Source organism: Modicisalibacter muralis (genome assembly GCF_900102945.1).
Taxonomy (GTDB): domain Bacteria; phylum Pseudomonadota; class Gammaproteobacteria; order Pseudomonadales; family Halomonadaceae; genus Modicisalibacter; species Modicisalibacter muralis.
This window is the reverse complement of the sequence record NZ_FNGI01000005.1, coordinates 115,305-137,998: the sequence shown is the minus strand read 5'-3', so window position 1 is coordinate 137,998 and position 22,694 is coordinate 115,305. Positions and strand designations below refer to the sequence as shown.

Annotated in this window: 24 protein-coding genes and 4 pseudogenes; 13 read left to right on the top strand and 15 right to left on the bottom strand. The window is 58.8% G+C overall.

What is annotated here, in order from left to right:
• Nucleotides 1-517 precede the first annotated feature (517 nt).
• Entirely contained in the window at nucleotides 518-739 is a 222-nt protein-coding gene (locus BLR92_RS10665; protein ID WP_245704175.1) for a hypothetical protein, read from the top strand.
• Between the two features lie 170 nt (nucleotides 740-909).
• Nucleotides 910-2,127 carry a 3-oxoadipyl-CoA thiolase gene (gene pcaF, locus BLR92_RS10660; protein ID WP_089728352.1) on the top strand — a complete coding sequence of 406 codons (1,218 nt, stop codon included), beginning with the start codon at nucleotides 910-912 and terminating at the stop codon, nucleotides 2,125-2,127.
• Nucleotides 2,128-2,269: 142 nt separating this feature from the next.
• On the opposite strand, the gene BLR92_RS10655 is transcribed toward pcaF, so the two are convergent.
• The 3 genes and pseudogenes from BLR92_RS10655 to istA all read right to left on the bottom strand — a co-directional run.
• A complete protein-coding gene (locus BLR92_RS10655; RefSeq protein WP_245704179.1) occupies nucleotides 2,270-2,545 on the bottom strand; it encodes a thioredoxin domain-containing protein in 276 nt (91 codons plus the stop codon).
• Nucleotides 2,546-3,142: 597 nt separating this feature from the next.
• Nucleotides 3,143-3,379, bottom strand: coding sequence for a hypothetical protein (locus tag BLR92_RS10645; RefSeq protein ID WP_139171587.1), 237 nt, complete (start codon nucleotides 3,377-3,379; stop codon nucleotides 3,143-3,145).
• 65 nt (nucleotides 3,380-3,444) lie between these two features.
• Nucleotides 3,445-4,204, bottom strand: a pseudogene (gene istA / locus BLR92_RS19955) (IS21 family transposase); the annotation flags it as partial.
• A gap of 95 nt (nucleotides 4,205-4,299) precedes the next feature.
• Here istA and BLR92_RS10635 point away from each other — a divergent pair.
• The 5 genes from BLR92_RS10635 to BLR92_RS10615 all read left to right on the top strand — a co-directional run bounded on the left by BLR92_RS10635 (nucleotide 4,300) and on the right by BLR92_RS10615 (nucleotide 7,646).
• Nucleotides 4,300-4,413: a DUF1826 domain-containing protein gene (locus BLR92_RS10635; RefSeq protein WP_245704174.1), complete on the top strand. Its 114-nt coding sequence runs from the start codon at nucleotides 4,300-4,302 to the stop codon at nucleotides 4,411-4,413.
• A gap of 191 nt (nucleotides 4,414-4,604) precedes the next feature.
• On the top strand, nucleotides 4,605-6,035 hold the full coding sequence (locus tag BLR92_RS10630) for an aldehyde dehydrogenase (protein ID WP_089728511.1): 1,431 nt from the start codon (nucleotides 4,605-4,607) through the stop codon (nucleotides 6,033-6,035).
• Nucleotides 6,036-6,115: 80 nt separating this feature from the next.
• Complete coding sequence (locus BLR92_RS10625; RefSeq protein WP_175488783.1) at nucleotides 6,116-6,721, top strand: NAD(P)-binding domain-containing protein; 606 nt, start codon at nucleotides 6,116-6,118, stop codon at nucleotides 6,719-6,721.
• 4 nt (nucleotides 6,722-6,725) lie between these two features.
• Complete coding sequence (locus BLR92_RS19715) at nucleotides 6,726-7,061, top strand: CopD family protein (protein ID WP_175488782.1); 336 nt, start codon at nucleotides 6,726-6,728, stop codon at nucleotides 7,059-7,061.
• A 147-nt stretch (nucleotides 7,062-7,208) separates the two neighbouring features.
• Complete coding sequence (locus BLR92_RS10615; RefSeq protein ID WP_089728338.1) at nucleotides 7,209-7,646, top strand: DUF411 domain-containing protein; 438 nt, start codon at nucleotides 7,209-7,211, stop codon at nucleotides 7,644-7,646.
• 208 nt (nucleotides 7,647-7,854) lie between these two features.
• Here the strand turns inward: BLR92_RS10615 and BLR92_RS10610 are convergent, their stop codons facing one another.
• A complete protein-coding gene (locus tag BLR92_RS10610) occupies nucleotides 7,855-8,388 on the bottom strand; it encodes a helix-turn-helix domain-containing protein (RefSeq protein ID WP_245704178.1) in 534 nt (177 codons plus the stop codon).
• Between the two features lie 152 nt (nucleotides 8,389-8,540).
• Between BLR92_RS10610 and BLR92_RS10605 the strand changes: the two genes are divergently transcribed.
• The 6 genes from BLR92_RS10605 (at nucleotide 8,541) to BLR92_RS10580 (ending at nucleotide 15,266) form a co-directional block, all read left to right on the top strand.
• Complete coding sequence (locus tag BLR92_RS10605; protein WP_245704173.1) at nucleotides 8,541-9,311, top strand: aldolase; 771 nt, start codon at nucleotides 8,541-8,543, stop codon at nucleotides 9,309-9,311.
• Nucleotides 9,312-9,362: 51 nt separating this feature from the next.
• Entirely contained in the window at nucleotides 9,363-10,247 is an 885-nt protein-coding gene (locus BLR92_RS10600; RefSeq protein WP_089728332.1) for a dihydrodipicolinate synthase family protein, read from the top strand.
• Nucleotides 10,248-10,378: 131 nt separating this feature from the next.
• Nucleotides 10,379-11,194 carry a YggS family pyridoxal phosphate-dependent enzyme gene (locus BLR92_RS10595; RefSeq protein WP_175488781.1) on the top strand — a complete coding sequence of 272 codons (816 nt, stop codon included), beginning with the start codon at nucleotides 10,379-10,381 and terminating at the stop codon, nucleotides 11,192-11,194.
• Nucleotides 11,191-11,769, top strand: coding sequence for a glutamine amidotransferase-related protein (locus BLR92_RS10590; protein ID WP_245704172.1), 579 nt, complete (start codon nucleotides 11,191-11,193; stop codon nucleotides 11,767-11,769). Before BLR92_RS10595 ends, BLR92_RS10590 begins: the two co-directional genes overlap by 4 nt.
• Before the next feature lie 227 nt (nucleotides 11,770-11,996).
• On the top strand, nucleotides 11,997-13,004 hold the full coding sequence (locus tag BLR92_RS10585; RefSeq protein ID WP_089728329.1) for a TAXI family TRAP transporter solute-binding subunit: 1,008 nt from the start codon (nucleotides 11,997-11,999) through the stop codon (nucleotides 13,002-13,004).
• 123 nt (nucleotides 13,005-13,127) lie between these two features.
• The gene (locus BLR92_RS10580) at nucleotides 13,128-15,266 is read left to right on the top strand and encodes a TRAP transporter permease (protein WP_089728327.1); all 2,139 of its coding nucleotides are present in this window, start codon (nucleotides 13,128-13,130) and stop codon (nucleotides 15,264-15,266) included.
• Nucleotides 15,267-15,382: 116 nt separating this feature from the next.
• Here BLR92_RS10580 and BLR92_RS19950 read toward each other — a convergent pair.
• From BLR92_RS19950 to BLR92_RS10520, 11 genes and pseudogenes are all read right to left on the bottom strand, one after another.
• Nucleotides 15,383-15,736, bottom strand: a pseudogene (locus BLR92_RS19950) (RES family NAD+ phosphorylase); the annotation flags it as partial.
• Nucleotides 15,737-16,068: 332 nt separating this feature from the next.
• The gene (locus BLR92_RS10570) at nucleotides 16,069-16,470 is read right to left on the bottom strand and encodes an antitoxin Xre/MbcA/ParS toxin-binding domain-containing protein (protein ID WP_089728324.1); all 402 of its coding nucleotides are present in this window, start codon (nucleotides 16,468-16,470) and stop codon (nucleotides 16,069-16,071) included.
• 209 nt (nucleotides 16,471-16,679) lie between these two features.
• Nucleotides 16,680-16,928, bottom strand: coding sequence for a diguanylate cyclase domain-containing protein (locus BLR92_RS10565; RefSeq protein WP_089728323.1), 249 nt, complete (start codon nucleotides 16,926-16,928; stop codon nucleotides 16,680-16,682).
• Nucleotides 16,907-17,254, bottom strand: a complete 348-nt coding sequence (locus BLR92_RS19710) for an MHYT domain-containing protein (protein ID WP_175488780.1) — start codon at nucleotides 17,252-17,254, stop codon at nucleotides 16,907-16,909. Before BLR92_RS19710 ends, BLR92_RS10565 begins: the two co-directional genes overlap by 22 nt.
• Before the next feature lie 76 nt (nucleotides 17,255-17,330).
• Nucleotides 17,331-17,471: pseudogene (locus tag BLR92_RS20160) on the bottom strand (MHYT domain-containing protein); the annotation flags it as partial.
• A 347-nt stretch (nucleotides 17,472-17,818) separates the two neighbouring features.
• Nucleotides 17,819-18,121, bottom strand: a complete 303-nt coding sequence (locus tag BLR92_RS10550; protein WP_089728317.1) for a helix-turn-helix transcriptional regulator — start codon at nucleotides 18,119-18,121, stop codon at nucleotides 17,819-17,821.
• Nucleotides 18,122-18,149: 28 nt separating this feature from the next.
• Nucleotides 18,150-18,476 (bottom strand): type II toxin-antitoxin system RelE/ParE family toxin, encoded by a 327-nt coding sequence (locus BLR92_RS10545; protein ID WP_089728315.1) that lies wholly within the window; start codon nucleotides 18,474-18,476, stop codon nucleotides 18,150-18,152.
• 466 nt (nucleotides 18,477-18,942) lie between these two features.
• A pseudogene (locus tag BLR92_RS19945) lies at nucleotides 18,943-19,077 on the bottom strand (IS21 family transposase); the annotation flags it as partial.
• A gap of 405 nt (nucleotides 19,078-19,482) precedes the next feature.
• Nucleotides 19,483-20,265 (bottom strand): metallophosphoesterase, encoded by a 783-nt coding sequence (locus BLR92_RS10530; RefSeq protein ID WP_089728309.1) that lies wholly within the window; start codon nucleotides 20,263-20,265, stop codon nucleotides 19,483-19,485.
• A 434-nt stretch (nucleotides 20,266-20,699) separates the two neighbouring features.
• Complete coding sequence (locus BLR92_RS10525; RefSeq protein WP_089728307.1) at nucleotides 20,700-22,085, bottom strand: DEAD/DEAH box helicase; 1,386 nt, start codon at nucleotides 22,083-22,085, stop codon at nucleotides 20,700-20,702.
• Complete coding sequence (locus BLR92_RS10520) at nucleotides 22,082-22,663, bottom strand: hypothetical protein (protein ID WP_089728305.1); 582 nt, start codon at nucleotides 22,661-22,663, stop codon at nucleotides 22,082-22,084. The genes BLR92_RS10525 and BLR92_RS10520 overlap by 4 nt, the downstream gene beginning before the upstream one ends.
• Between the last annotated feature and the right edge of the window lie 31 nt (nucleotides 22,664-22,694).

Sequence of the window (22,694 nt, the reverse complement as noted above, 5' to 3'; positions counted from 1 at the left end):
CGATAACCCAAGCGCTTCCTGGTGCGGTTATTGAACTTCTCAACCACTCGCTGAGTCCGTTGGAGTGATTTTGTGATCACAGCGTAAGTCACTTCCTTCATGGCGCGCTGTCATAGTTCGACCTCTTAATGACAAAGTGAATAAAATTACTGGAAATGGCTATGTTATTGTCTAAACTGATATTCCATTTAAGAAATAATTTCGAAGCTTGTGACTACCCTGACAAACCAGCTATTACATGGGGGGCGGAGGCTGGTATTCTAACATTCTAGGCATCAAGTTCCGATGAATTGACCCGAATTTTTCTAGACTCTGGGCATAGCACCATTCGCATTCGGTAGGGGGACAGTGCATCATTTTCCCCATGTCGGCGCCGTGGGTTATAAAACATCCAATGTGATCGAGCACATCGTTCTTGGCGGCATCCAGGGTCGGATAGATCTGCTGCTTGATCCGCTCCGTTCCAGCAACTGGAAAAAGCTCTCGGCCACGGCGTTAGCGGAGGGGCTCGACACGGGTGATCACCGATCTGTGCGTGATGAGACCCGATCTCGAGACTAAGGAACTGGTGGTGGTTTCGCTGCATCCAAGCGTGAGCCAAGATTATACGACCGAAACCACCGGTTGGAAGATCCGCTTCGCCGAGGCTATCGAGGCGACCCCCGAGCCCTCCGATAAGGAACTCGACGTGCTGCGTGGTTTAAAAGCGCGAACCGAGCGTCACCATGCTGGCGAATAAATTCGTCTGAGACGGCCTGCGCTTGACCATACGGCGTTAGAAAGCAGCTCAGAATGTTCATTTACCCATACGTAAACTCGAGTGCGAGTCCAAAACCCTTCTTCGCTGCTTTCTGCCTTGTAATCCTCGCTCGACACGTTTCAAGCGCGAATTTAACAGGAGAGTTAATCATGAATGACGTATATCTGTGTCATCCGGTCCGCTCGGCGGTGGGCAAGTTCGGCGGTGCGCTGTCGAGCGTGCGCCCCGACGATCTCGCTGCACGTATCTTCGAGGCCCTGCTGGCCCAAGCGCCGGGCCTTGATCCGGCCGCCATCGAGGACGTGATCATGGGCCGCGCCAATCAGGCCGGCGAGGACAATCGCAACGTGGCGCGCATGTCGGCGCTGCTGGCGGGCCTGCCGACCAGCGTGCCCGGCACCACCCTCAACCGCCTGTGCGGGTCGAGCATGGATGCCATCGGCACCGCGGCGCGAGCGATTCGCTCCGGCGAGGCCGAGCTGATGATCGCCGGCGGTGTCGAGTCGATGACGCGTGCGCCCTATGTTCTCGGCAAGGCTGGCTCCGCATTCGCTCGCAACCAGACCATGGAAGACACCACCATCGGCTGGCGCTTCATCAATCCGCTGCTGCGGGAGCGCTACGGCGTCGACTCGATGCCCGAGACCGCCGAGAACGTCGCCGAGCATTTCGCTATCTCGCGCGAGGATCAGGACCAGCTCGCCTATAGCTCACAGATCAAGACCAAGCGCGCTCAGGACAGCGGGCGCCTGGCGCGTGAGATCGTGCCCATCGAGATTCCGCGGCGCAAGCAGGAGCCGCTGATCTTCGATCGTGATGAGCACCCACGCGACACCACCCTGGAAAAACTCGCCACGCTGCCGACCCCATTCCGCGCCGCCGGTTCCAGCGTGATGGGCTCAGTGACCGCGGGCAACGCCTCGGGCGTCAACGACGGCGCGGCGGCGCTGATCGTCGCCAGCGAGGACGCGGTCAAGCGTCACGGCCTCACACCGATGGCACGCATTCACGGCATGGCCACCGCCGGCGTCGAGCCGCGCATCATGGGTATCGGCCCGGTGCCGGCGTCGCAGAAGCTGCTCAAGCGCCTCGGCATGACCCTCGATCAGCTCGATCACGTCGAACTCAACGAGGCGTTCGCCGCCCAGGCGCTGGCCTGTCTACGCGAGCTGGGCATCACCGACGATGACCCGCGCGTCAACCCCAACGGCGGCGCCATCGCGCTGGGTCATCCGCTGGGCATGTCGGGCGCACGGATCATCACCAGCGCCATGCACGAGCTTGAGATCAAGGGCGGCCGTTACGCGCTATGCACCATGTGTATCGGCGTCGGACAGGGGATTGCGACAGTCATCGAGCGGATATAGAAAGGGAAGAAAGAAGAGACGAATCGTCGGGCCTTCGCGGCACGACGTGTTGTTCTTCCTTCTTTAAGGGCGCAGCCCGTTCTTCCATCTTTCGGAATATCGCGCCGAGGCATCTGCCAAGGCGCTCACGATTGGAGAAGCCTTATGGCATTTTTGGATATCGACGGGCGTAGCGTCGCTTATCGCGACACGGGCCTGGGGATTCTTTTCGGCCAGGTAGAGTTGGATCACGGCCGATTCGGTTACCACGAGGCTTCCGTCGCGGGACCTGGGCGGCGGGGTTAAGCGTGAGAAAGTCTTGTTGTTGGTTCTCACCTTGCGAGATATCCACCGGGAGCATCTCGTACTCCAGACCTAGTTCGTTGAGCAACCAGATAACGCGCAGGGCGCGGGTCGGGGGTGTTCCGTATAGCTTCATCATTTCCAACTCCGTCGATTTGCAGATACCGCTATTTATCTTGGCTCCTGATCTAATCGAACGGGAGCGTGCGGAATCGACACCACAATGGCGACTACCTAACCGATGAAGTCACGCTCGAGCGTGTACTGAACGCCCTGGAGACTTCTCACAACCAACGGGTGCGCATTCTTGATCCTTGTGCCGGCGAAGGCATGGCGACCCTGGAAAGTGCTCACCGGCTGGGGCGGGAGCAAACCGATGCCTATGGCATCGAGTTTGATGTCAAGAGAGCTCGGCACATGCAGCGCGTGGTGGATGTGAGTATCCAGTCGGATCTGATGGATAGAGCAATCGCCCGGTCTATCCGACTTCTATGAACCCAGGGGTTATCGGGTCAGTCCAGCCGGAAAGCTTGCCTGCTTGTTTGCCATGACTGTCTTGTTCCTCAACATGGCGTCCACCTTTATCGATTGTGGCCCTTATCAATATCCAGATAATCCGGTTTTCTACTGGCTTTCTCGATCATATGAGGTCCGGGGGACGAGACTCTGTGCCTTGTGGCATCCCCCTTTGATGGCTGCACCGTTCCCTTTTCCGGCCGGCCGAGAGAGTCGTTCAGTCTTCCCGGTCGACCGAGCCCCGCAGAAAGAACGGTTGAGTAAAGTCAGCCGCCCCCGCCAGGCGCTGGGCGAGGGTCTCTATCAGTTTCAGCCGTGAGCTGTCACGAAACACCGCGTAATAACCGATCCTCGGCAGTGGTGGCGTTGTGTCGATGACTTCCAGCACGTCGCCGCCAGCCAGGTTGGCCACGCAGTAATATGACAGCACGCTGATGCCCTGCTCGGCGGTCACCAGGCCCACCAATGCCAGCAGGTTGTGCTTGGGTGATCTCCAGCCGTTGGCCAGTGTGGTTACCGAACCCGCGTGTTGGTGGTGGAGACGTCGAGCACGAGGCCGCCGGCGCTTTTCAGCGTGGCGGCGAGTGGCATCACAAAGTTGCCCTTGAGGTAGCCGTTGAAGCGCTCGACTTTACCCTTAGTCTTGGCCCGGTAGGGTTGGCAGAAGCGGGGGCGAAAGCCGTACTTGTCGGCCAGGGCGGCGAGCCGGGGATGCCAGCGGTGCATACGCATCGCGCTCGGTGATGATGGCGCCGACGTTGTCGAACAGCGTCTCCTGCGGCACGCCACCAAAGTAGGCGAAGGCCGCCTCCAAGCCCGCGAGCCATGCCTCGCCGTCTCTCGGGACGGAGAAGCGCACTAAGGTCGCACGGCTGTAACCAAGCGTGGCGGCGAACGGCCCCGGCGAATGGTAGTGAAGCCGACCTGCAACTGCTTGTCCGGCGGCGTCTCAAAACGAATCAACAGCTCCTCCGGCTGGCATTTATACGGTGCCAGGTAGCTTTCAGCTGGCTGACACCGCCCGGATAGCCCTGCGCCTGGATTTCGCGCAGCAGCACCGTCGCCGGAACCCAGCGCGGCCGGGCCGCCTCGATATGCTCCTGTAGATACGCCTTGTACGGGTCGGTCGTGGCTGCGCGGCGTATACTGCGGTTGCTCGCCGCTTCTGAAGGGCTTACGTACCGTATTGCGCGACTGTCAGCTCCCGCGCGATCGCCTTGATGCCATGGCCCTGACGGGCCAACCCTTTGATTTCTACTGACTGCTCCTGGGGCAACATTCGGTGGCTCAAAAGCCGCCATCTTCGCCCAGCGGGGTCAAATTTACTTCGGCGTTAAGGGGGCCGTCTTACATTGGCGGTGACACGATCTGGCCTTGCTGAAGGGAAGTGGCTGGGTCGGAAACGAGCAACTAGGCCTGGTCCATCGTAGCCTCGCCCTCGAGGCAGAGCAACAGTGGCGGCTGTTGCTGTCCATGGATTCGACATGATCGTAGCGTCTTAAACTTTAGGCGAATCAGTCCGCTTGACGGGTTATTGATAATGCGCGCAGATAGCTGATTCTGCGGCGGTTTTGGACTCGATAATTCCATCGATTCGAGTAGTGATAACGCGCTCCTTGCCGTAATTGGCTCCCTCGCTAGAGTAGGAGCTCTCGGTTACGGAGAGAGCACGAATGCCCATGCAGTTCACTGATAACGTACTGGTGAGTTATAACCCGGCCAACGGCGAAGAAGTTGGACGTGTCCGCATGACGAGTCGCCAGGAGCTCGACCGGATTGTCGCTGATGCGCAGTCAGCTTTTCACAATTCCGGCTGGAAGTCGCTGCTTCCTCATAAGCGGGCGGCCGTTCTGCATGCCATTGCCGATGGACTAATGGCTGAGAAAGAGTCACTGGCCGATTTGCAGATGCGTGACAATGGCAAGTCAATAGGCGAATGCCGTGGCATGGTGGACTCTGCGGTCGGTACCTTTCGCTACTATGCCGGCGTGTGTGAAACCCTCGAAACCGACGTCACGCCATCGCGTGGCGACTACGTGTCGTTCACCGTGCTCGAACCCTACGGCGTCGTCGCCGCTATCACTCCCTGGAACTCACCGCTGATGAACGACGCCACTAAAGTGGCGCCGGCGCTGGCGGCGGGCAATGCGGTGATTCTGAAACCCTCGGAAGACTCACCGCTCCTGGCCCCGGAGCTGGTACGCATCGCACTGGCGGCGGGCCTTCCCCACGGCCAGCTACAGGTAGTTCAGGGGCGTGGTGCAAACATCGGAGCCGCGCTGGTCGAGCATCCTGATGTCCGCATGGTGTCCTTCACCGGCGGCACCGTCGCCGGTCGCACCATTGGCCACACAGCGGGGGAACGCCTGATCCCGGTGGCGCTGGAACTGGGTGGAAAGTCGCCGCACGTGGTGTTCGCCGATGCCGACCGTGAGCATGCTATCGCTGCCGTGGTAGCGGGGATCTTCGGCTCCGCTGGCCAATCCTGTGTGGCTGGGTCTCGAGTCTTCATCGAGCGCGAGGTCTACGACGAGGTGCTCGAACGCATCGTAGAGCGCGCCAGCACGCTGTGCGTGGACTTCCCTGATGCCGACGGCGTTGAGATGGGCCCACTCTCGTCGCTGCACCACCGCCGTCGTGTGATCGACTTCGTAGAGCGCGCTCAGGCCGAGGGGGGCCGAGTGCTTTGCGGCGGTCGGATACCGGACGATTCCAGGCTCGCCGCCGGGGCCTTCTATCTGCCAACCGTGATCGACGGGCTGCCACCACGGTCGCGCACCTGTCAGGAGGAGGCCTTCGGGCCGGTGCTCGTCGCGCTACCTTTCGACGATGAGTCAGACCTGATCGAAAAGGCCAACGACACTGACTTCGGTCTGGCGTGCGGCATCTGGACGGAAAACTTCAAGAAAGCCTGGCGTATCGGGCGCGCGCTGGACGCCGGCTCTGTGTGGATCAACACCTACAAGCAATCCGTCACCAGCACACCCTTCGGCGGTTTCAAGGACAGCGGTATAGGCCGGGAGAAAGGCATCGACGGCCTGCGGCTCTATGCACAGGTCAAGAGCATGTACTTCGGGTTGCATGAACAGCCCCTTAAAGTCGCCAAGTAAGCCTTGCCAATTCTGAAAAGTCGGTCGGTCATGAGCCGCCGCCACCGGCATTGGGGTCGGTGACTGTCATGGAGCGAATCATGCAAGCTATAGACAACATCGTCGTTTACGGCCTCGGAAATATGGGGTACCTCGTTGCCGAGAGAATAGCCAGGCGCTTTGCCGTCACGGTCTTTGATGTCGACGAGGAAAAAGTGAAGAAAGCGGAGGCATCGTTCGGGGCGAAGGCCCTCGCTTCGCAGAAGGCATTGCCGGGGAAGAGTGTTGTCGTGCTGTCCCTGCCGCGCCCCGACATCTCTCAGGCCGTTCTGGAAACGCTGGCCAGCAATCTCGAAAGTGGCAGCATCGTCGTGGAAACGAGCACGGTCAATCCGGAGCACATACACAAAAGCCAGGAGATACTCGAGCCGTACGGCATCTCCATCGTCGATGCGTCGGTGCTGGCTGGAGTCAGCCAGATGGAAGCCGGCAGCGCCACCCTGCTGCTGGGGGGGATCGGCAGGCCATTGCCGACAGCCAGTCGGTACTGGATGCGATTGCGGAAAAGCAGATCTATTTCCCGGACACGCCTCGGGCGTCGGTGCGTTCGCGCAGGCGCTGCTGATCCTCCATCTAGCGGCCGTGGCTTACTGGATCGGCTCGTTGCCCCCGTTGCTCCATCTCGCATGGTCCGCGCACCCCGGTGAAGCCGTGCCGATACTCGAGCGATTCGGCGATTACGCGCGCTTTATCGTGGCCGGCCTGGTCATCGCCGGCACGACACTGGCGTGGCTGCTTCTGGGCTCGGTCACGAATCTGGTGACGACCCCGTACGGGCGTTTGTTCTCGCTCAAACTGATCGCGGTGGCGGGACTGTTGTCGCTGGCGGCTGTCAACCGGCGGCGCCTGGTGCCACGGCTTAGGGCTCAGGAGGCCGGGGCAATTTCCGCGTTGAAACGCTCCATCGGCAGCGAACTCGTCGTGGTGATCGTCATCCTGATGGTAACGGCATCGTTTACCACGTTTACCGGGCCACCGTCCGGTTGATTTCGCCATGAGCTGAATTCCCTCAGCCGCGTTACCCATTGCTGGTGGGGGCCGACGCCCCGAGGGCGATTTATGCGTTGTGGTGACGATAATGCGATGTCGCTGATGCGTGTAACCTGATCCCATCGTTCACAGGAGGTTCGTGTCATGGTCCGCCCCTTTCTGATAGCTCTCCTGCTCGTCACGCCGCTGACGGCCGTTGCCGCCAGCGAATCCGTGCGACTGTACAAAAGCCCGAGCGGTGGCTGCTGCTCGGCGTACGTCGATTACCTGCGCGAGAATGGTTTCGATGTCGTGGTCATTCCGATGCCTGACATGGCCCAGATCAAGGCGGAGCAGGGCGTGCCCAGGCCGCTGGCCAGCTGCCACACCTCAATCATCGAGGGTTATGTCTTCGAGGGCCACATCCCGGTCAGAAGCGTGCATCGGGTGCTCGACCAGCGTCCCACCATCGCCGGCATCAGCGTGCCGGGCATGCTGATGGGGTCGCCGGGAATTGGCATCGAACGTGGCCTCGCCGAACCACTTCGGGTCTACGACTTGGGTGGCGTCGCCTACGCGACCTATCGCCGTATTCCGAGATGACGGCCAGCCGCAGGAGCCGGTCAGGCGCAGCTTTATGCCGTTGACGTGCCGTGGGCGGCCGTCGGGATAAACCGTCGGATTGTCTTGGCGCACTTGCGGCGCTGCGGCCGCAGCCGACGATCTCGGTTGAAAAGGGCGCTGGCGTGGTCTGGGCTCGAGACTCTGTTCACGGGTATCCACTAACGCCTACATGTACGCGCCTGGGTGCTCACTCGTGACTGTCGACGACCACCAACAACTCGGCCCGGGAGTCGCCCAGTGAGCGAATGCGGTGGGGTTGTTTCGCATCGAAATGCAGCGCATCCCCAGCGTTGAGTGTGACGCGTTCGGTCATAAAATCGATTTCGACTTGTCCGCGGTGCACAAACAAAAACTCCTCCCCGAGGTGCTCTTTGAAGGCGGAGTGGTTGAAGTCAGGCTTTGGGTAGAGCATGAACGGGAGCAACTGACGTTTGCCGACCATTTTGGCCAGCGATGCGTAGGACAAGCTCTCATCACCGTTAGTTAAAGTACCACGCTGCTCGGCGCGTACGATGCTATAGCCCTGCTGAGCATCGAGTTCATCGGAAAACAGTTCCTCGACCTGGACGTTCATGGCCTTCGCCAGTTTGAGCGCCGCCGCGATCGACGGCGTATTCAGTCCGCGTTCAATCTTGGACAGATAGCTTTTGCTCATCCCGGTTTGTCCCGCTAGCCCCTCCAAGGTAACACCAAGTTTTTTTCTCAAGAGTTTCAAACGCATAGACATTGCAGCACAGATTCCATCAAATTGATGTTTGCAGATGACACATTGTGTCATATATAGTCATTTGTGTCATCGCCACTCACCTCTCGATGTGGCCGTAAGAACACCAGCCTCGCCGCAAGCGGCGATAAGGACATGTTATGACGACCATGCAGACTTCCAAAGACGACCTGGTTCGCCATGCTGAACAGCAAATGAAGACCGGCCTCAGTGATAATACCTGGACCGATCTCCAAAAACTGGCACTAACCTGCCGGATTCTTTTTGAAGGCGGCCACGACTCGGGCCTTGCCGGTCAGATTACAGCGCGTGGGCCTCAGTCCGGCACCTACTATACCCAGCGCCTGGGACTGGGGTTCGACGAGATCAGCGCCGGCAACCTGCTACTCGTGGACGAGGATCTCAACGTTCTCGAGGGAAGCGGCATGCCCAACCCGGCAAACCGCTTCCATAGCTGGGTCTACCGAGCTCGTGAAGATGTGAATTGCATCATTCATACCCACCCCTTGCACATCGCCGCCTTGTCGATGCTCGAGGTGCCGCTGGCGGTATCGCACATGGATATCTGTCCGCTCTTTGAAGACTGTGCCTTTCTCGAAAGCTGGCCGGGTGTGCCGGTGGGCAACGAGGAGGGCGAGATCATCTCTGAGGCCTTGGGCGACAAGCGGGCCATCCTGCTGGCCCACCACGGTCAGTTGTCCACCGGCCAATCGATCGAGGAAGCCTGCGTTATCGCCATGTTGATTGAACGCGCCGCCAGGCTACAGCTTTTGGCCATGTCCGCCGGCGATATCCGCCCCATCCCGCCGGAACTCGGCCGCGAGGCTCACGATTGGATCTCGAAGCCCAAGCGTCATGGCGCGGCCTTCAACTACTACGCACGTCGCACCCTGCGTCAGCACAGTGACTGCTTGAGTTGAGCAGCCACGACATGCCTGTCTTTAACTTCCGGTGAACGTAAGGGGTATACGATGTCCACGCAGTCCATTCACGGCATTATCGGTTACACCATCACTCCTTTCGACAGCGAAGGGCAACTCGATCTGCCGGCTCTCGGTCATTCCATCGAACGGCTGATTGACGGTGGCGTTCACGCGATCGCGCCTCTCGGCAGCACGGGTGAGGGCGCCTATCTCAGTGAACAGGAGTGGGAAGCGGTGGCCGAGTTCACGCTGACTCAGGTCGATCGGCGTATCCCGACCATTGTCAGCGTCTCCGATCTCACCACGGCGGGCACGCTTCGGCGTGCCCAGTTCGCCGAAGCGCACGGTGCCGACGCGGTCATGATACTGCCGATCTCTTACTGGAAGCTCAGCGATGAGGAGATCTTCGAGCATTACCGTGCCGTGGGCGACAACCTGGGCATCCCGATCATGCTCTATAACAATCCCGGCACCAGCGGTATCGACATGTCCGTGGACTTGATCATGCGCATCGTTAACGCGGTGGACAACGTGACCATGGTCAAAGAGAGCACGGGGGATATCCAGCGCATGCATCAGCTGAACCTGCGTTCGCAAGGGCAGCTGCCTTTCTACAACGGCTGTAACCCAATGGCTCTGGAAGCGTTTGTCGCTGGGGCAAAAGGGTGGTGCACCGCAGCGCCCAATCTCATCCCCGATCTGAACGGTCAGCTCTATACGGCCGTGAACGCGGGTCAATGGGACGAAGCGAAAAGCCTGTTCTATCGTCAGCTCCCTCTGCTGGATTTCATTCTTCGCGGTGGCCTGCCAAGCACGGTAAAAGCCGGCCTACGCTTGACTGGGCTTGAAACCGGCGCCCCACGCCCACCGCTGAGTGCGCTCAACGCCGAGGGGTGTCATCGGCTGCAGAGAATACTCGACGACCTTCGCTGAAAAGCTACCTGCGTCAAGCACGTCCCACGTGGGTTTCGACATAGCACAAGCCCACCTTGGCGTTCCCTGTAGCACGTGAGCCCCTAAGGCCCTGATAACGGTTTTCGGATATCGACGTCGAGGTCATGCCCATGAATGCGTCACGAACCGCGTATCCCGACGAGCAAGATGCCGACGACTATCCATCAGTGGCATCGCCGCTCGATCTGCAGCATAACCTGGCCGCTGTTCAACGCCGTATAGCAGCCGCTTGCGAGCGTAGCGGCCGTTCTCCGACTGATATCCGGCTGTTGCCGGTGAGCAAGACCGTCGAGGCTGCCCGGCTGCGCTGGGCTCATGCGGCGGGGTGTCGTGAATTCGGGGAAAACCGCGTTCAGGAAGCCGATCGTAAGTCGCAAGCGCTTGCCGACCTTGAGGGGGTGCGGTGGTCGATGATTGGCCACCTTCAAACCAATAAAGCGAAAACCGTTGCGCAATTCGCATCGGAGTTTCAGGCACTGGATAGCTTGAAAGTGGCCGAGGCATTGGATCGACGCTTGCAGGCAATGGGGCGATCCTTGGACGTGCTGATCCAGGTCAATACCTCGGGTGAAACCAGTAAATACGGTCTTCCTCCACAGGAAGTCACCGGCTTTCTTCATGCTCTGCCCGTGTTTTCCAGCCTGAGGGTCCGGGGACTAATGACCTTGGCGGCCCTATCGTCCGACCCAGCGCGCGCTCGGACCTGTTTCGTGCGTCTGCGTACCCTGCGCGACCGGCTCCGTCAGGAGGCGCCCGAGGGTATCGACATGGCGACACTCTCCATGGGGATGTCGGGTGATTACGAGATCGCCATCGAAGAGGGCGCCACGGTCGTTCGTATCGGACAGGCAATCTTTGGTCCTCGACATCTTTCCGATCGTCATTTTTGGCCTGACCAGGGAAGCACGGAGGGGATTTCGCAATGAAGACCGCCTTCGCCATTCGCCATGTTTCCTTCGAGGACTTGGGGGTATGGGAACCGTTACTGCGTGAGCGCGGTTATGACGTGCGTTATCACGACATCGGGCTGGATAGCCGCTGGGTCGAGGAGGCGCTGCAAGCCGATCTCCTGGTGGTGTTGGGTGGGCCGATCAGCGCCCTGGATGAGGCGCGTTACCCCTTTCTTTTAGCCGAGCTTGAGGTCATTCAGCAGCGGATCACCGCGGGTTACCCCACCCTGGGAATCTGCCTGGGAGCTCAGTTGATTGCCCGGGCCATGGGCGCCTTCATCACGGCCATGACAGCCCGCGAGATCGGTTTTGACACCTTGACGCTGACGGCAGCGGGGCGCGCTTCGTTCATGGCTCCGCTCGACAACATGCCCGTGCTGCATTGGCATGGTGACGAATTCGAGATTCCCGCTCAGGCCGCTGCACTCGCCGTTTCGCCCCGGTGTTATCGCCAGGCTTTTTGCCCTGGAGAACCACACGCTTGCCTTGCAATTCCACTTGGAAACCGATGGCACGCGTATCGAGCAATGGCTGATCGGCCATGCCTTTGAACTGTCATTGGCCGGCATCGACCCCCAGGCCATTCGTAATCAGGCGCTTCGCTACGGCCCGAAACTGTCAGCCGTCGCTCGGCAGGTTTTCACAGCCTGGCTCGAGCGTTGCGAGATGCCATTAAACGTGCCCGGACAGTGATCGCTGTCTGGGCATCCCCTCGGTGCGATGGCCTGGCCATAACGCACCGAGATCATCCGAAAGAGTGCTTCGAGAGGAACAAATCATGTTAACAAGATACCTATCGGCAATCTGTTTTGGCGCGGTTCTCACCGCCGTCTCTACGCTGGCCGCGGCACAAGGACAATATATCCTGACCACCGCGACGACAGGCGGGACGTTCTATCCGGTCGGGGTTGCGCTATCGACATTGACCAAAGTGAAACTGGAACCTACATCCGGCATTTCACTATCGGCCATCAGTTCGGGCGGGTCGGCAGAGAATCTAAAGCTCATGGACGAGAACCAGGCTCAGTTTGGGATGTTGCAAGGCCTTTATGGAAGCTTCGCCTGGAACGGCACCGGTCCCGTGCCCAAGGCCTACAAGGATTTACGCAGCGTATCGATGCTGTGGCAGGACGTGCAACATTTCCTGCTGGATAAAGAGTACATCGAAAGCGGGAACGTCCAGGACTTAACAAATTTATACGAAAAAGGCGCGTTTTCTATCGGGGCGCGCAACTCGGGCACCGAGGGCTCGGGTCGCTACATATTGGGCCAGCTCGGGATCGATGTTAATCGGCTCAACCTGGCGTACCTGGGGTTTGGACCCACGACCGATGCGATGCTCAATGGTCGGGTTAGCGGTGCCAATATCATTGGCGGTGCCCCCGTCTCCGCGGTGACGCGCTTGTTGGCGCAAGCCGGTGAAAATGTCGACATCCTGGAGATTACCCCAGCGCAGCTTGAGCGTATCAATGCTGAGTTCGAGCTCTGGAGTCCCCACGAACTGCCGGCCAATACCTACCCCAACCAGAATGAGCCTGTAACCACTATCGCCAGTCCCGTCGTGCTGACGGTGCGCAGTGATGTTCCTGAGGAGCATGTCTACGCCATTACCAAGACGATGTACGAAAATCTGCCCTTTTTGAACAACATCCACCCGGCGACCAAGGCGATGGCACTGGAGAAAGCGATCGCTGGCTTGCCGATGCCACTGCATGCGGGCGCCGCGCGCTACTTCCAAGAACAGGGGCTGGAGATTCCCGAGCATTTGATGCCCATCACCGAATAAACCGCCTCGTCCCGGGTCGCCGTACGGCCCGGTGACGTTGGTTGATGACCGCGTCCGACCGCCGTGGTGGGTGATCCCCCCGAGCTGCCGCAGCAGCTCCCTGTCTCTTTTCCGGAGTGATCCATGAGCGATCCCACGATCGATCAGGTCCGTGACAACGAGGGTACCAGCGAAGACAAGGGGCGCCTGCAACACCCCTGGCTTGGCCGCTTCCTGTTCGTTTTCGCGGTTATCGTGGCCTTGGGCCATCTGTATTTCAACACGCTGTCGACGATGTCGACGCTATGGACCAGTGCCCTGCATTTCGGGGCTTTTGGCGTGCTGTGCGCGCTGTCGATCCCCATGATCAGTACGGCGCGGCGAGTCCCGCGACACCTGGTCTTCGTCATCGATGTCATCCTGGCGCTGGCCGCGACGAGCTGCGCGCTGTATTTGATCGCCTTCGAAGATGCGCTCTACGCGCGTGGCGTGAACTTCAACACGGCGGATTGGATGGTTTCGATCACCGCCGTGGCGCTGACCCTTGAGTTTGCGCGGCGCACCACCGGCTGGTTCATTCCGGCGCTGTGCATTATCGCCTTGACCTACGTGTCCTGGTGGGGCCAGTACATCGACGGTATCTTCCAATTCCCCGGCTTGACCTGGGAGACGCTGCTGTTTCGCAGCTACCTGGGCGGCGAGGGCATGCTGGGCATGATCGCGCGTATCTCCTGGTCCTACGTATTCATGTTCATCCTCTTCGGCGCCTTCCTGGTCCGCTCCGGCGCCGGGGACTTCATCATCGAACTGGCGCGCTGTGCGGCTGGGCGCTTGACCGGCGGCCCGGGCTTCGTCGCCGTGTTCTCGTCGGGGCTGATGGGCTCGGTGTCCGGCTCGGCGGTGGCCAATACCGTCTCCACCGGCGTCATTACCATTCCGCTGATGCGCAAGGCCGGCTATCCGCCGCGCTTCGCCGCCGGCGTCGAGGCGGCGGCCTCGACCGGTGGCCAGCTGATGCCCCCGGTGATGGGCGCTGGCGCGTTCATCATGGCGTCCTATACGCAGGTGTCGTACTTGACCATCATCGGCGTGGCGGCGCTGCCGGCGCTGTTGTATTTTCTGTCGGTGGCGTTGTTTGTGCGCGTCGAGGCCAAACGCAGCAATGCTCAGCCACTGGCTGACCCCGATGCGCCGACGTTCGGCGAGGTGCTCAAAGGTGGCTGGCACTTCCTGCTGCCGTTGTTGGTGCTGATTGGCACGATGATCCAGGGCTTCACGCCAACCTATGCCGCCGGCGTTGCGATCCTCTCGGTGATCGTGGCCTCATGGCTGTCGAAGCAGCCGATGGGTCCGAAAGCCATCCTCGACGCCCTGGCATTAGGCAGCCGCAACATGATCACCACGGCAATCCTGCTGATCACCGTGGGGCTGATCGTCAATGTGGTCTCGACTACCGGCATCGGCAATACCTTCTCGCTGATGATCACCGACTGGGCCGGCGGCAGCCTGCTGATCACTATCGTGCTGATCGCCATCGCCTCGCTGATCCTGGGTATGGGGCTACCGGTGACGGCGTCCTACATCGTGCTCGCCACGTTGTCGGCCCCGGCGCTTTACGATCTGATCGCCCACGCGCAACTGCTCGAGCTGATTGCCGACGGCAACCTGCCGCAGCAGGCCAGGGCGATCTTCATGATCGCCGCGCCAGAGCAGGTCCAGGCACTAACGGCACCGATGGACATGGCCAGCGCCGAGGCGTTGTTGACGAAGGTGCCCGATACTTTCCAGAGTCAGCTCTACGAGCAGGCGCTGTCGCCGCACTTCCTGACCATGGCGCTGGTCGCCGCGCATATGGTGATCTTCTGGCTGTCGCAGGATTCCAACGTCACGCCGCCGGTGTGCCTGACCGCCTTTGCTGCCGCGGCCATCGCCGGCACGCCACAGATGCGTACCGGCTTCACGGCGTGGAAGCTCGCCAAGGGGCTGTACATCGTGCCGCTGTTGTTCGTGTGGTCGCCGTTGCTCAGCGGCACGCTGCTCGAGAAGCTGACGGTATTCGTCTTCGCGCTGTTCGGCATCTACGCCATCATCGCCGGGCTGGAAGGCTATCTCGAGCATGAGTTGCCGTGGTGGGTTCGCCTTCTGATGTTCCCCATCGGCGCGCTGATGCTATGGCCACATGGGTTGCTCGTTGTCGATCTAGCTGGCCTGGTGATCTTCGTTGCGGTGCTGCTGTGGAGTGCGGGGCAGGGGCGAGGCCGGACCAGCTTGGCAGGGGACTAAAATGCCTACGGTGTCGATGAAGGCGCGTGCAGCATCACGATGTCGTGGTGAGACTGCGAAGCCGAATGGATTTTAGGTGATGTTCGGGCGGGGTAAGGGGACAAGCTACGCCCTGGTTATGCTGAGGAGGATCGATTGCCCCCTGCAATCGTTCCGTTTCTGACTATTTCAAAGTGAGTGGTCTGGGTAATGGAGGTCATCGGCTTTGGGGTCATCAGCGCCCAACAGGTGGCGCCCGGCTGTCTAATGGAATGATATCGGAGCCTAGGCGCACCCTGCTCCTTCAGGGCGTGGCCCAGAACCCGTGAGGCAGAGTAATCCTCGGATGCGTAGATAGGGTCCCGTCGTCGGGTCTCCAAGCCATCAGCAATCTCCGCTTCGTCGAACTGACACACCAGGCTGCGGAACACGAAACGCTCATAGCTGAGGTCTGGTACATTTCGCCAGTAGCATTCCTGGTGATAGCGAACCTCCGATAGCGCCTATCCATGGTGTCCCGCAACATAGAGCACCCCATACTGTCCATTGCTGAAGCGGGATCCATCAGAATTGAGGTGGGTGAAGCGCGCTGTGGCATACGAGCAGCCTGGTATACCGAAGGGAATCTCTGCTCGCGGAAGCGGCCCCAGATTTCCCACCGCCGTCTGCAAGCGCGGATTGGTCAGCTACTGAAGCTCGTAGAGCGCATCGAATTCGTCAAGACTGGCGACATCATCGAACATAGGAATCGGGGGCAGCTTTGAATTTACCAGGCGATGCCCCCGGCAATCACCGGCCGGCAGAATCGGTAGCACTTCCAGACTTACCATTGCGCTCCTCGCAGACTATCAATGCGCCGGTATACCTCGTAGAGCGAGAGGATACCGCCCTGTGCGATGATCTCCAGAGGGGAGCGCCCATCAAAGTATCCATTGTGGTTGGCCATGGCCATGAAGCCGTAGTGATTCTCAGGGTTGTCGAAAATCACACGCAGCGCGGCGTGCATATTGAGAACCAGGCTTATGCGCGTGAGTTGGTCACCATCGAGGTTGACTTCCCAGCCTGGATCGCGGCGTTTGGCCCTGGCATAGGTGCTGCGAGAAACACGCAGAATGGCGGTACCCTGCTCGCCGGTGGCTCCCCACTTTTGCAGGATGGCGACGGCGGCCGTCAGCCCAGAGGCTGCCGTCGTCTTGCTGATGACTGGCGCTTCCACCGTGGTCATGGATAACCTTCCAAGCAATACTTGTGTCTATGGGCGCAATTGTAGAAAAGAAGTGTCTGGGAATACATTTCTCGTACCCTCGCCATACAAACCCCGTTCACTCCGATCTTGTCTCGGCCCCTAGTTGACGAGTTGGCGCCGGCCTCTCACCGATCGACAGGGGAGTGCTTTTCTTCGTAGGCCTCAATCCTCGGGGCAAACTATTGCGCCTATGCTCGCGGACACTTGCACCCCCCCACGCTGATTGCGGCCACCGCCGTGAGTACTTTCGCGCCGATCCCCGCCACGGCGTCGCGCGTTGGCATTTCGGCCAGCGCAATCACGAGCTCGTTGCCACCGACCCGGGCGACGGTATCGGTATCGCGTGCCGAGCCGCACATAGCGTTGGCGACGTTGCACAGCAGCTCGTCGCCGACCTGATGGCCAAGGTCGTCGTTCAGCGTCTTGAGTCCGTCCACAAGCCCACGTTGGTCACGACGAAGCGATCATGCTCGCACCGCCACCGCTCCACGCATTGGTCTATACAATCATGTAATAGTGCGAGGTTGGTCAGTGGGTCGTGAAGCGTCAGATGCAGTAGTTCGGCATTTGCCTTGCCCAACGACTTGACGAGTTGCGCGGTTTCGGACCGCCGGTCCAGCATGGACGCCATCACCTCAGGACTCAACAACAGCATTGTGGGCAAGCCGACGAACAGCGCGAGCCAGGCTGAGTCGAGTTGCGTTGCCGCGCCGCAGATGTTGCCCAGCGGAAACTGCGCCGCCGCCATACCGGTGTAGTGCATGCAACGGTTGCCGCACCCATGACCAGTGCCGCGCCAACCTGCGGACGAAGCCACGTAGTAAATAGGCGCCGCGCAGGTTGAAACTGATCCACAACGCCGCCGCCGATGCCACAAACGCCACCACCAGCGAGGCCGCCACCAAAGCCGAGTCGTAGACGATCCCCGACTGCATGCGAATGGCATGCATGCCGGTGCACGCAAGCGCCAGAACCGCCATGCCCGTGACGGCCCACGTCGGAGGCCGGGCATAGATGCATTATCCTGGCAGTTACTCCTTCAGCTCATGCTCCGCTCGGCCTGTTATTGCCAGAGCAACTGACGGAACGAGAGACTGGCACGGTGACAGTCCTGTCCGAATGGAACAAGAGCCAAGGTGGCCGTCTTTAAGACTCATAAGCGATCGCCAGGGCCTGTCGGGTTAGCTTAGAGTCGGGGGCCGTGGCATAGACCAGCCGATCACCGGCGGGCATACAGATCCAGACAACGGCCAAGTAGACCTTCGCATCACCTGAACGCCTGAACTGGGCGATGCTGCGGAGATTTTTCTCCCGATTGTGGGGCCTCTCAGACTAGGAAGCCATGGTGGCTCCCGTCAGACAGCTCGACGTCCAGACGGGCCCGGCCGCCCACTGACTCTACGTAGCGTTTAATCGAGCTCAGTCGAAGATCCTGGCCGCCCTTCTCCATGCCGGCGACGGTCGGTTGCTTGACGCCTAAGGCGTCGGCCATCTGAGCCTGAGTCATCCCCACCAGACGGCGAATCTCCTTGAGTCGCAGTTCGAGCAGCATTTCGTCGGCCTTCGCTTTCGCAGCCGCAACAATCTCTGGTTTCTCGTTATCCAGAAGCTGTTCCAGTTTGCGTACCATCGTTTTCACCTCACTTCAGTGATTCCAGTTACACGGCGTATACCCGGCCAACTATTGGAATCATCTCATTGTAAAAGCGTTTGTCGTTGCCGCCCCTGTCTCTGGCGTAGAGCAGGACGCCAGTTCGCTGCGGGTCAAACATAAAGAAGGTTCTGAGAGGGTTGCCCTGGCTCTGGGTGCACAACTCTTTCCTATTAGGAGATCGAGAGCCGTTTACGATGTCGGCATGCGGGCATGGCAACATCGACCTTTTTTCCCAGAACATCAACATCGCCGCCAGGACGTTCCCGCGATCAGCGCCATCCAGCGAGTAATACCAGTCCTCAAATATCTCGGTTTGTTCTATCGACCACATCAGCTACCTCTTTTTTGTATATAGGTTATAGCCTATATAGGCCTTGCCCTATCGTAAAGCCCTGGCTGCTTTCTTCGGGCCATCCGTTGCTAATGAGCACCCGCGCTCAGTAGTAAAGGGAGCTGTCATCGTCATGGGCGGTATCCGATGCTGACTGGCAAGCAGTCAAGCCAGCTGTGAGTCCCTGTTTGGAAAGAAGCACACGCAATACCGCAGCAGTTTGCGGCTACAGCGGGCAAAAGCGTTCCTTGCGTCCCTCTTGCCATAGAGCCGAAGTTGCAAGGGGCGCTCGAGCTGGAGGTCCATCGGTCGCAGATCGATAAGTTCCCACACCCGCGCCTCGGTGTTGAGCAGAGTGAGTAGCAGGGCGTAGCCACGACAACCGGCTCGCGTCTGTCGATCGATAGCATCCAGCAAGGCACGTAATTCCTCGCTCTACGGCGCGATGGTTTGCTCGCTTGAGGGCACGTCGAGGAGGCGCTGGCAAGGCCAGATGGCGACGCATGGTGTGTTCGCAGCAACCGACCTGATGAGCGATGTCCACGAGATGAACGCCTCGCTGAAGTTGTTTTATCATGAGAAAGTCCTCTCGGTTTAGCATGGCGCGATCTCTTGAAGGCTTGGTCACCAACAAGGGAAGGCCATGCGGGTCGGGGGACAATCTGTTTCGATGATTGTCGGATTTATATCGCCGTTGCCGATACTGGGAAAGGTCGATCGTTTCGCAATTAAGGAGGAAGATGCCCCGGAGGTTCAGGCCTTGAGAGGCTTGCCTTGGTCCATTGGTGCTACCGTCGAATTCCTGGGGGCTGGCCAGCTATGGAATGATTGAGCTATGTGCGATCACTCAATCGAGCCTCTCCTTCAAGCCCTATGAACGCAACCGTTAGTGTTGCATTTGGAGCTTGAGACCGCCCAGCATGCGTGCGATCCAACGCTTAGCCCGGGCCTCTGAGGCTAAGCGCGCCACGATCTCATATGATTAAGGTAAGCAGGCTTAAGCGTGCTAACGCCATGTGCCATCGGCAGGAACGTCGATTACCAAGTCCGGCGTAAACAATGGTAGGTCAAACTCGTCTGGGTAACCGCCGGGGTTGGCGAGAACATGGGTCCCCATCACTTCCCGATCAACTGGCTCATGTACATGACCGTGAATCCAAAGATCCATGCGTCCCATCAGATGAGGGAGATGTGATGCGAAGGCCGGAGAAAGAATATCGCCTTGATAGCGTGACGGTATGCACTCTGCCAGCGGGGCGTGGTGGCTAATCACTACCCGTGGCCCATCAAAGGGGTGGGCAAGCTCCGCATCGAGCCAGGTCAAGGCCTCAGCGTGTAAGCGGCGGCTTTCCGCCGTAGTGAACACCTGTCCTTCTCGTTGCTCTATGACACGAAAATCGGTCATCAGTCGTAGCGCCATCTCCTCAGAAAGCGCTGGGTCGTGACCGCGCTGATCGGCGTAAAGAAGGAAATCAGTCCACAGAGTGGTGCCGTGAAAACGCGCGCCTCCTAGGGTCAGACTTCTGTTATCCAATAGATGGATGCCCAAGCGCTCAGCCTCGGCGGCCAGCTCCATGCGAAGCGTCGGCACACACTTACCATAGAACTCATGGTTGCCGGGTACATAGAGGATCGGTATTCCATCGAAGCGACTAGCGGCCCAGGCTAGGCCCTGAGTTCCACTATGGATATCTCCCGCGAGGATTACCGCATCTGCAGCCACGTCCGGCAGCACTCGTTCCTCGTCGAAATGCTCTAGGTGCAAGTCGGAGAGCACTCTTAAGCGCATATTTCCTTCTCCTGGGGATCACCAGCGACGGCAGGCGAATAACCGTCGGGCCTGGGGGCAATATTACTTCGGCGAATCAAGGCTGAAAGGAGCCCCTTTTTAGTCGGCGTTGATAGCTGCGACAAAATAGGTGAACCATAACAAAGTCAAAAAGTTACTCGCACGCCAGACCGCTTTCCAGAATACCCTGCAACCGCCTGCTACTGGCGCCCGGAGTGCTTTGCAGTTGCTAGATTATCCTGCGGTCGGCTGTCGATAAGTGGCGTCAGCCCAGACATCTTCGAGCAGGCCTCATTTTGAGGCTTGGTATCGGAGCATTCCAGACAACTTGAACGTCTTCTTCCGATGCGGCTTGAGACCAGAGGCTCACCAGATCCGGTGCACTCGGCCGGGGGAATCCCTGTCACCACACTGATGCTTTGTGAGTCTGAAGCTCAAAACAAGGCTAAAACTTGGTGGCGGAAATGCTGGGAAAGCTCTAAACGCAACGCAGGCGGTGGCTCGGATAACTGACGGGGCTGCCCCTTGGAGGGCTTCTCAGCAAGGCCGCTATCGCTCAACTTCTCCATGATCTTTCCTTCGCCGGGAAGCTCTTGGCTTGATGACTTCCCATTAACCGCTCGAGTGCTGCCCGAAACTTCGCTGACCACGGCCAGATCGTCCGGTAGGTCGTCGCCGATACGCCGGGAAAATCGTTCAAGAGCCGGTTCGGCTAACACATACAGCCACGCCTGGTCATCGCTTGTACTCCTTCTGCGAAGTATTCTTCCCAACACCTGTCTGAAATGCAGCTCTGTTCTGACTCGGCTCAGGTGACAGCATACCTGTAGTCTCGGTATGTCTGTTCCTTCACTGATCATGCCGACCGTGACAATCCAGCGACATGTAGTACTTGTTCTGAATCCTTCGATTACCTGTTGGGCGTTCGGTGCCTTGTAGGTAGCAACCTGAAACGTTTCGCCCATCGAGGCCAGCATAGCTGCCACCTGCTGGGCATGCGCGACACTAGAAGTAACGACGAGACCGGCTGCATCGGAAATCGTTGTACGTATACGGTCTAGCCTCTCAGTGCCTAGCGATAATATTTGCTGGATGGCGTCATTGTGCTGCAGCACATCATCGTAGCTGATCGCCGATTCACGTAGCAGCCCGCCGATGCTGGGAAAAAATCGAGGCTGCCGAGGTTCGGCTTCTTCAGTGAGTATCACGTGACCGTTATCGACCAGGACTATGCGTGGAGAGCGGCAGACAAGATCACTGACAGCCTCTCTAAGCCCGTACGAGTAGTCACAGATCAACTGCCCTTCTGGGTTCGAGTATCGAGCCAGCACTATGCTCTGTTCGTCAGAGCGCCAAGGGGTGCCCGATAAAGCCAACGTTACCGTTGCGTGCTGCTGGATACGTAACAGTATCTGCTGTCCCCACGCATTGCTGAGAAGCGGGTCACTGCCAGCACAGTGGTGAATTTCATCGAAGACCACCATGACCCGGTAATCCTCAAACAACTCCCAGAACGAATCATGTAGGTGGGCCATGGATTGATAAGTAAAAGCTCCGCCAGCGGATCCCATCCTGCCATCAAAACGTCTGCCTAAGGTTTGTGAAAATGCCTCGCGAAGGCTATCAACGACACTAACGGATGGTGCAAAGCAAACCACCAGATCTATCTTGCCATCCTTTAATAACTGGTGGGCTACCTCAGCCGCCATACGGCTTTTTCCTGCACCGGGAGTCGCCTGGCAGAAAAAGTGTGGATATGAGCGATAGTGATCCAATGCACGATCGATACATTGCCTTTGCCATCGGCGAAGGGGCTTCATCTCGAATGCTCTGTCAATGCCTGCATTGTCGTCTCCAGAGCCTTAATCTGACCTAGCAGCTTTGAACTGCGGTCGCGCGACTCGAGATAAGAAGGGTTAAGACGCGCTTCTAGGTTAGGAAATTCCTGAAATAGCATCTTGAATTGCTCAGCCTCGCCAATGCTTGCCAATAATTCCAGACGCATTTCCTTCCAGCGATAGTTCAGCTGTTCGGCTACCTTCGAGCAGGCAGCCGGTGTCTCTAACGGTCCGCTAGCAGGCTGGCTGTTTTCCGCATTCTCTGGCTTCGATTCGAAAGGCCGGTCGATCAGCTTTAGCCGAAGGCGTTCCGGCTTTTCGCGCACATGGAAGCACTGGTCACGTTTTACACGCTCTTCCCCGACTACAATCCAGCCCGCTTTTTTCAGGCGCAGTACCTGCTGATAGAGGTAGCGTCGAAGTTCGCTGCGACTGCAGGACGGGGTGCTCAACCCCTCGTAATAAGCATCACGCAGCTGCCTGACGGTAAAGATAGAGAGGCATTCCTGCATTAACAGCTCATGGAGCCGGCGATCCAAGCGGAAGGATTGGGGTTCCATACAGCTCCTTTGAAGGGTAGGAGAAGGGGTG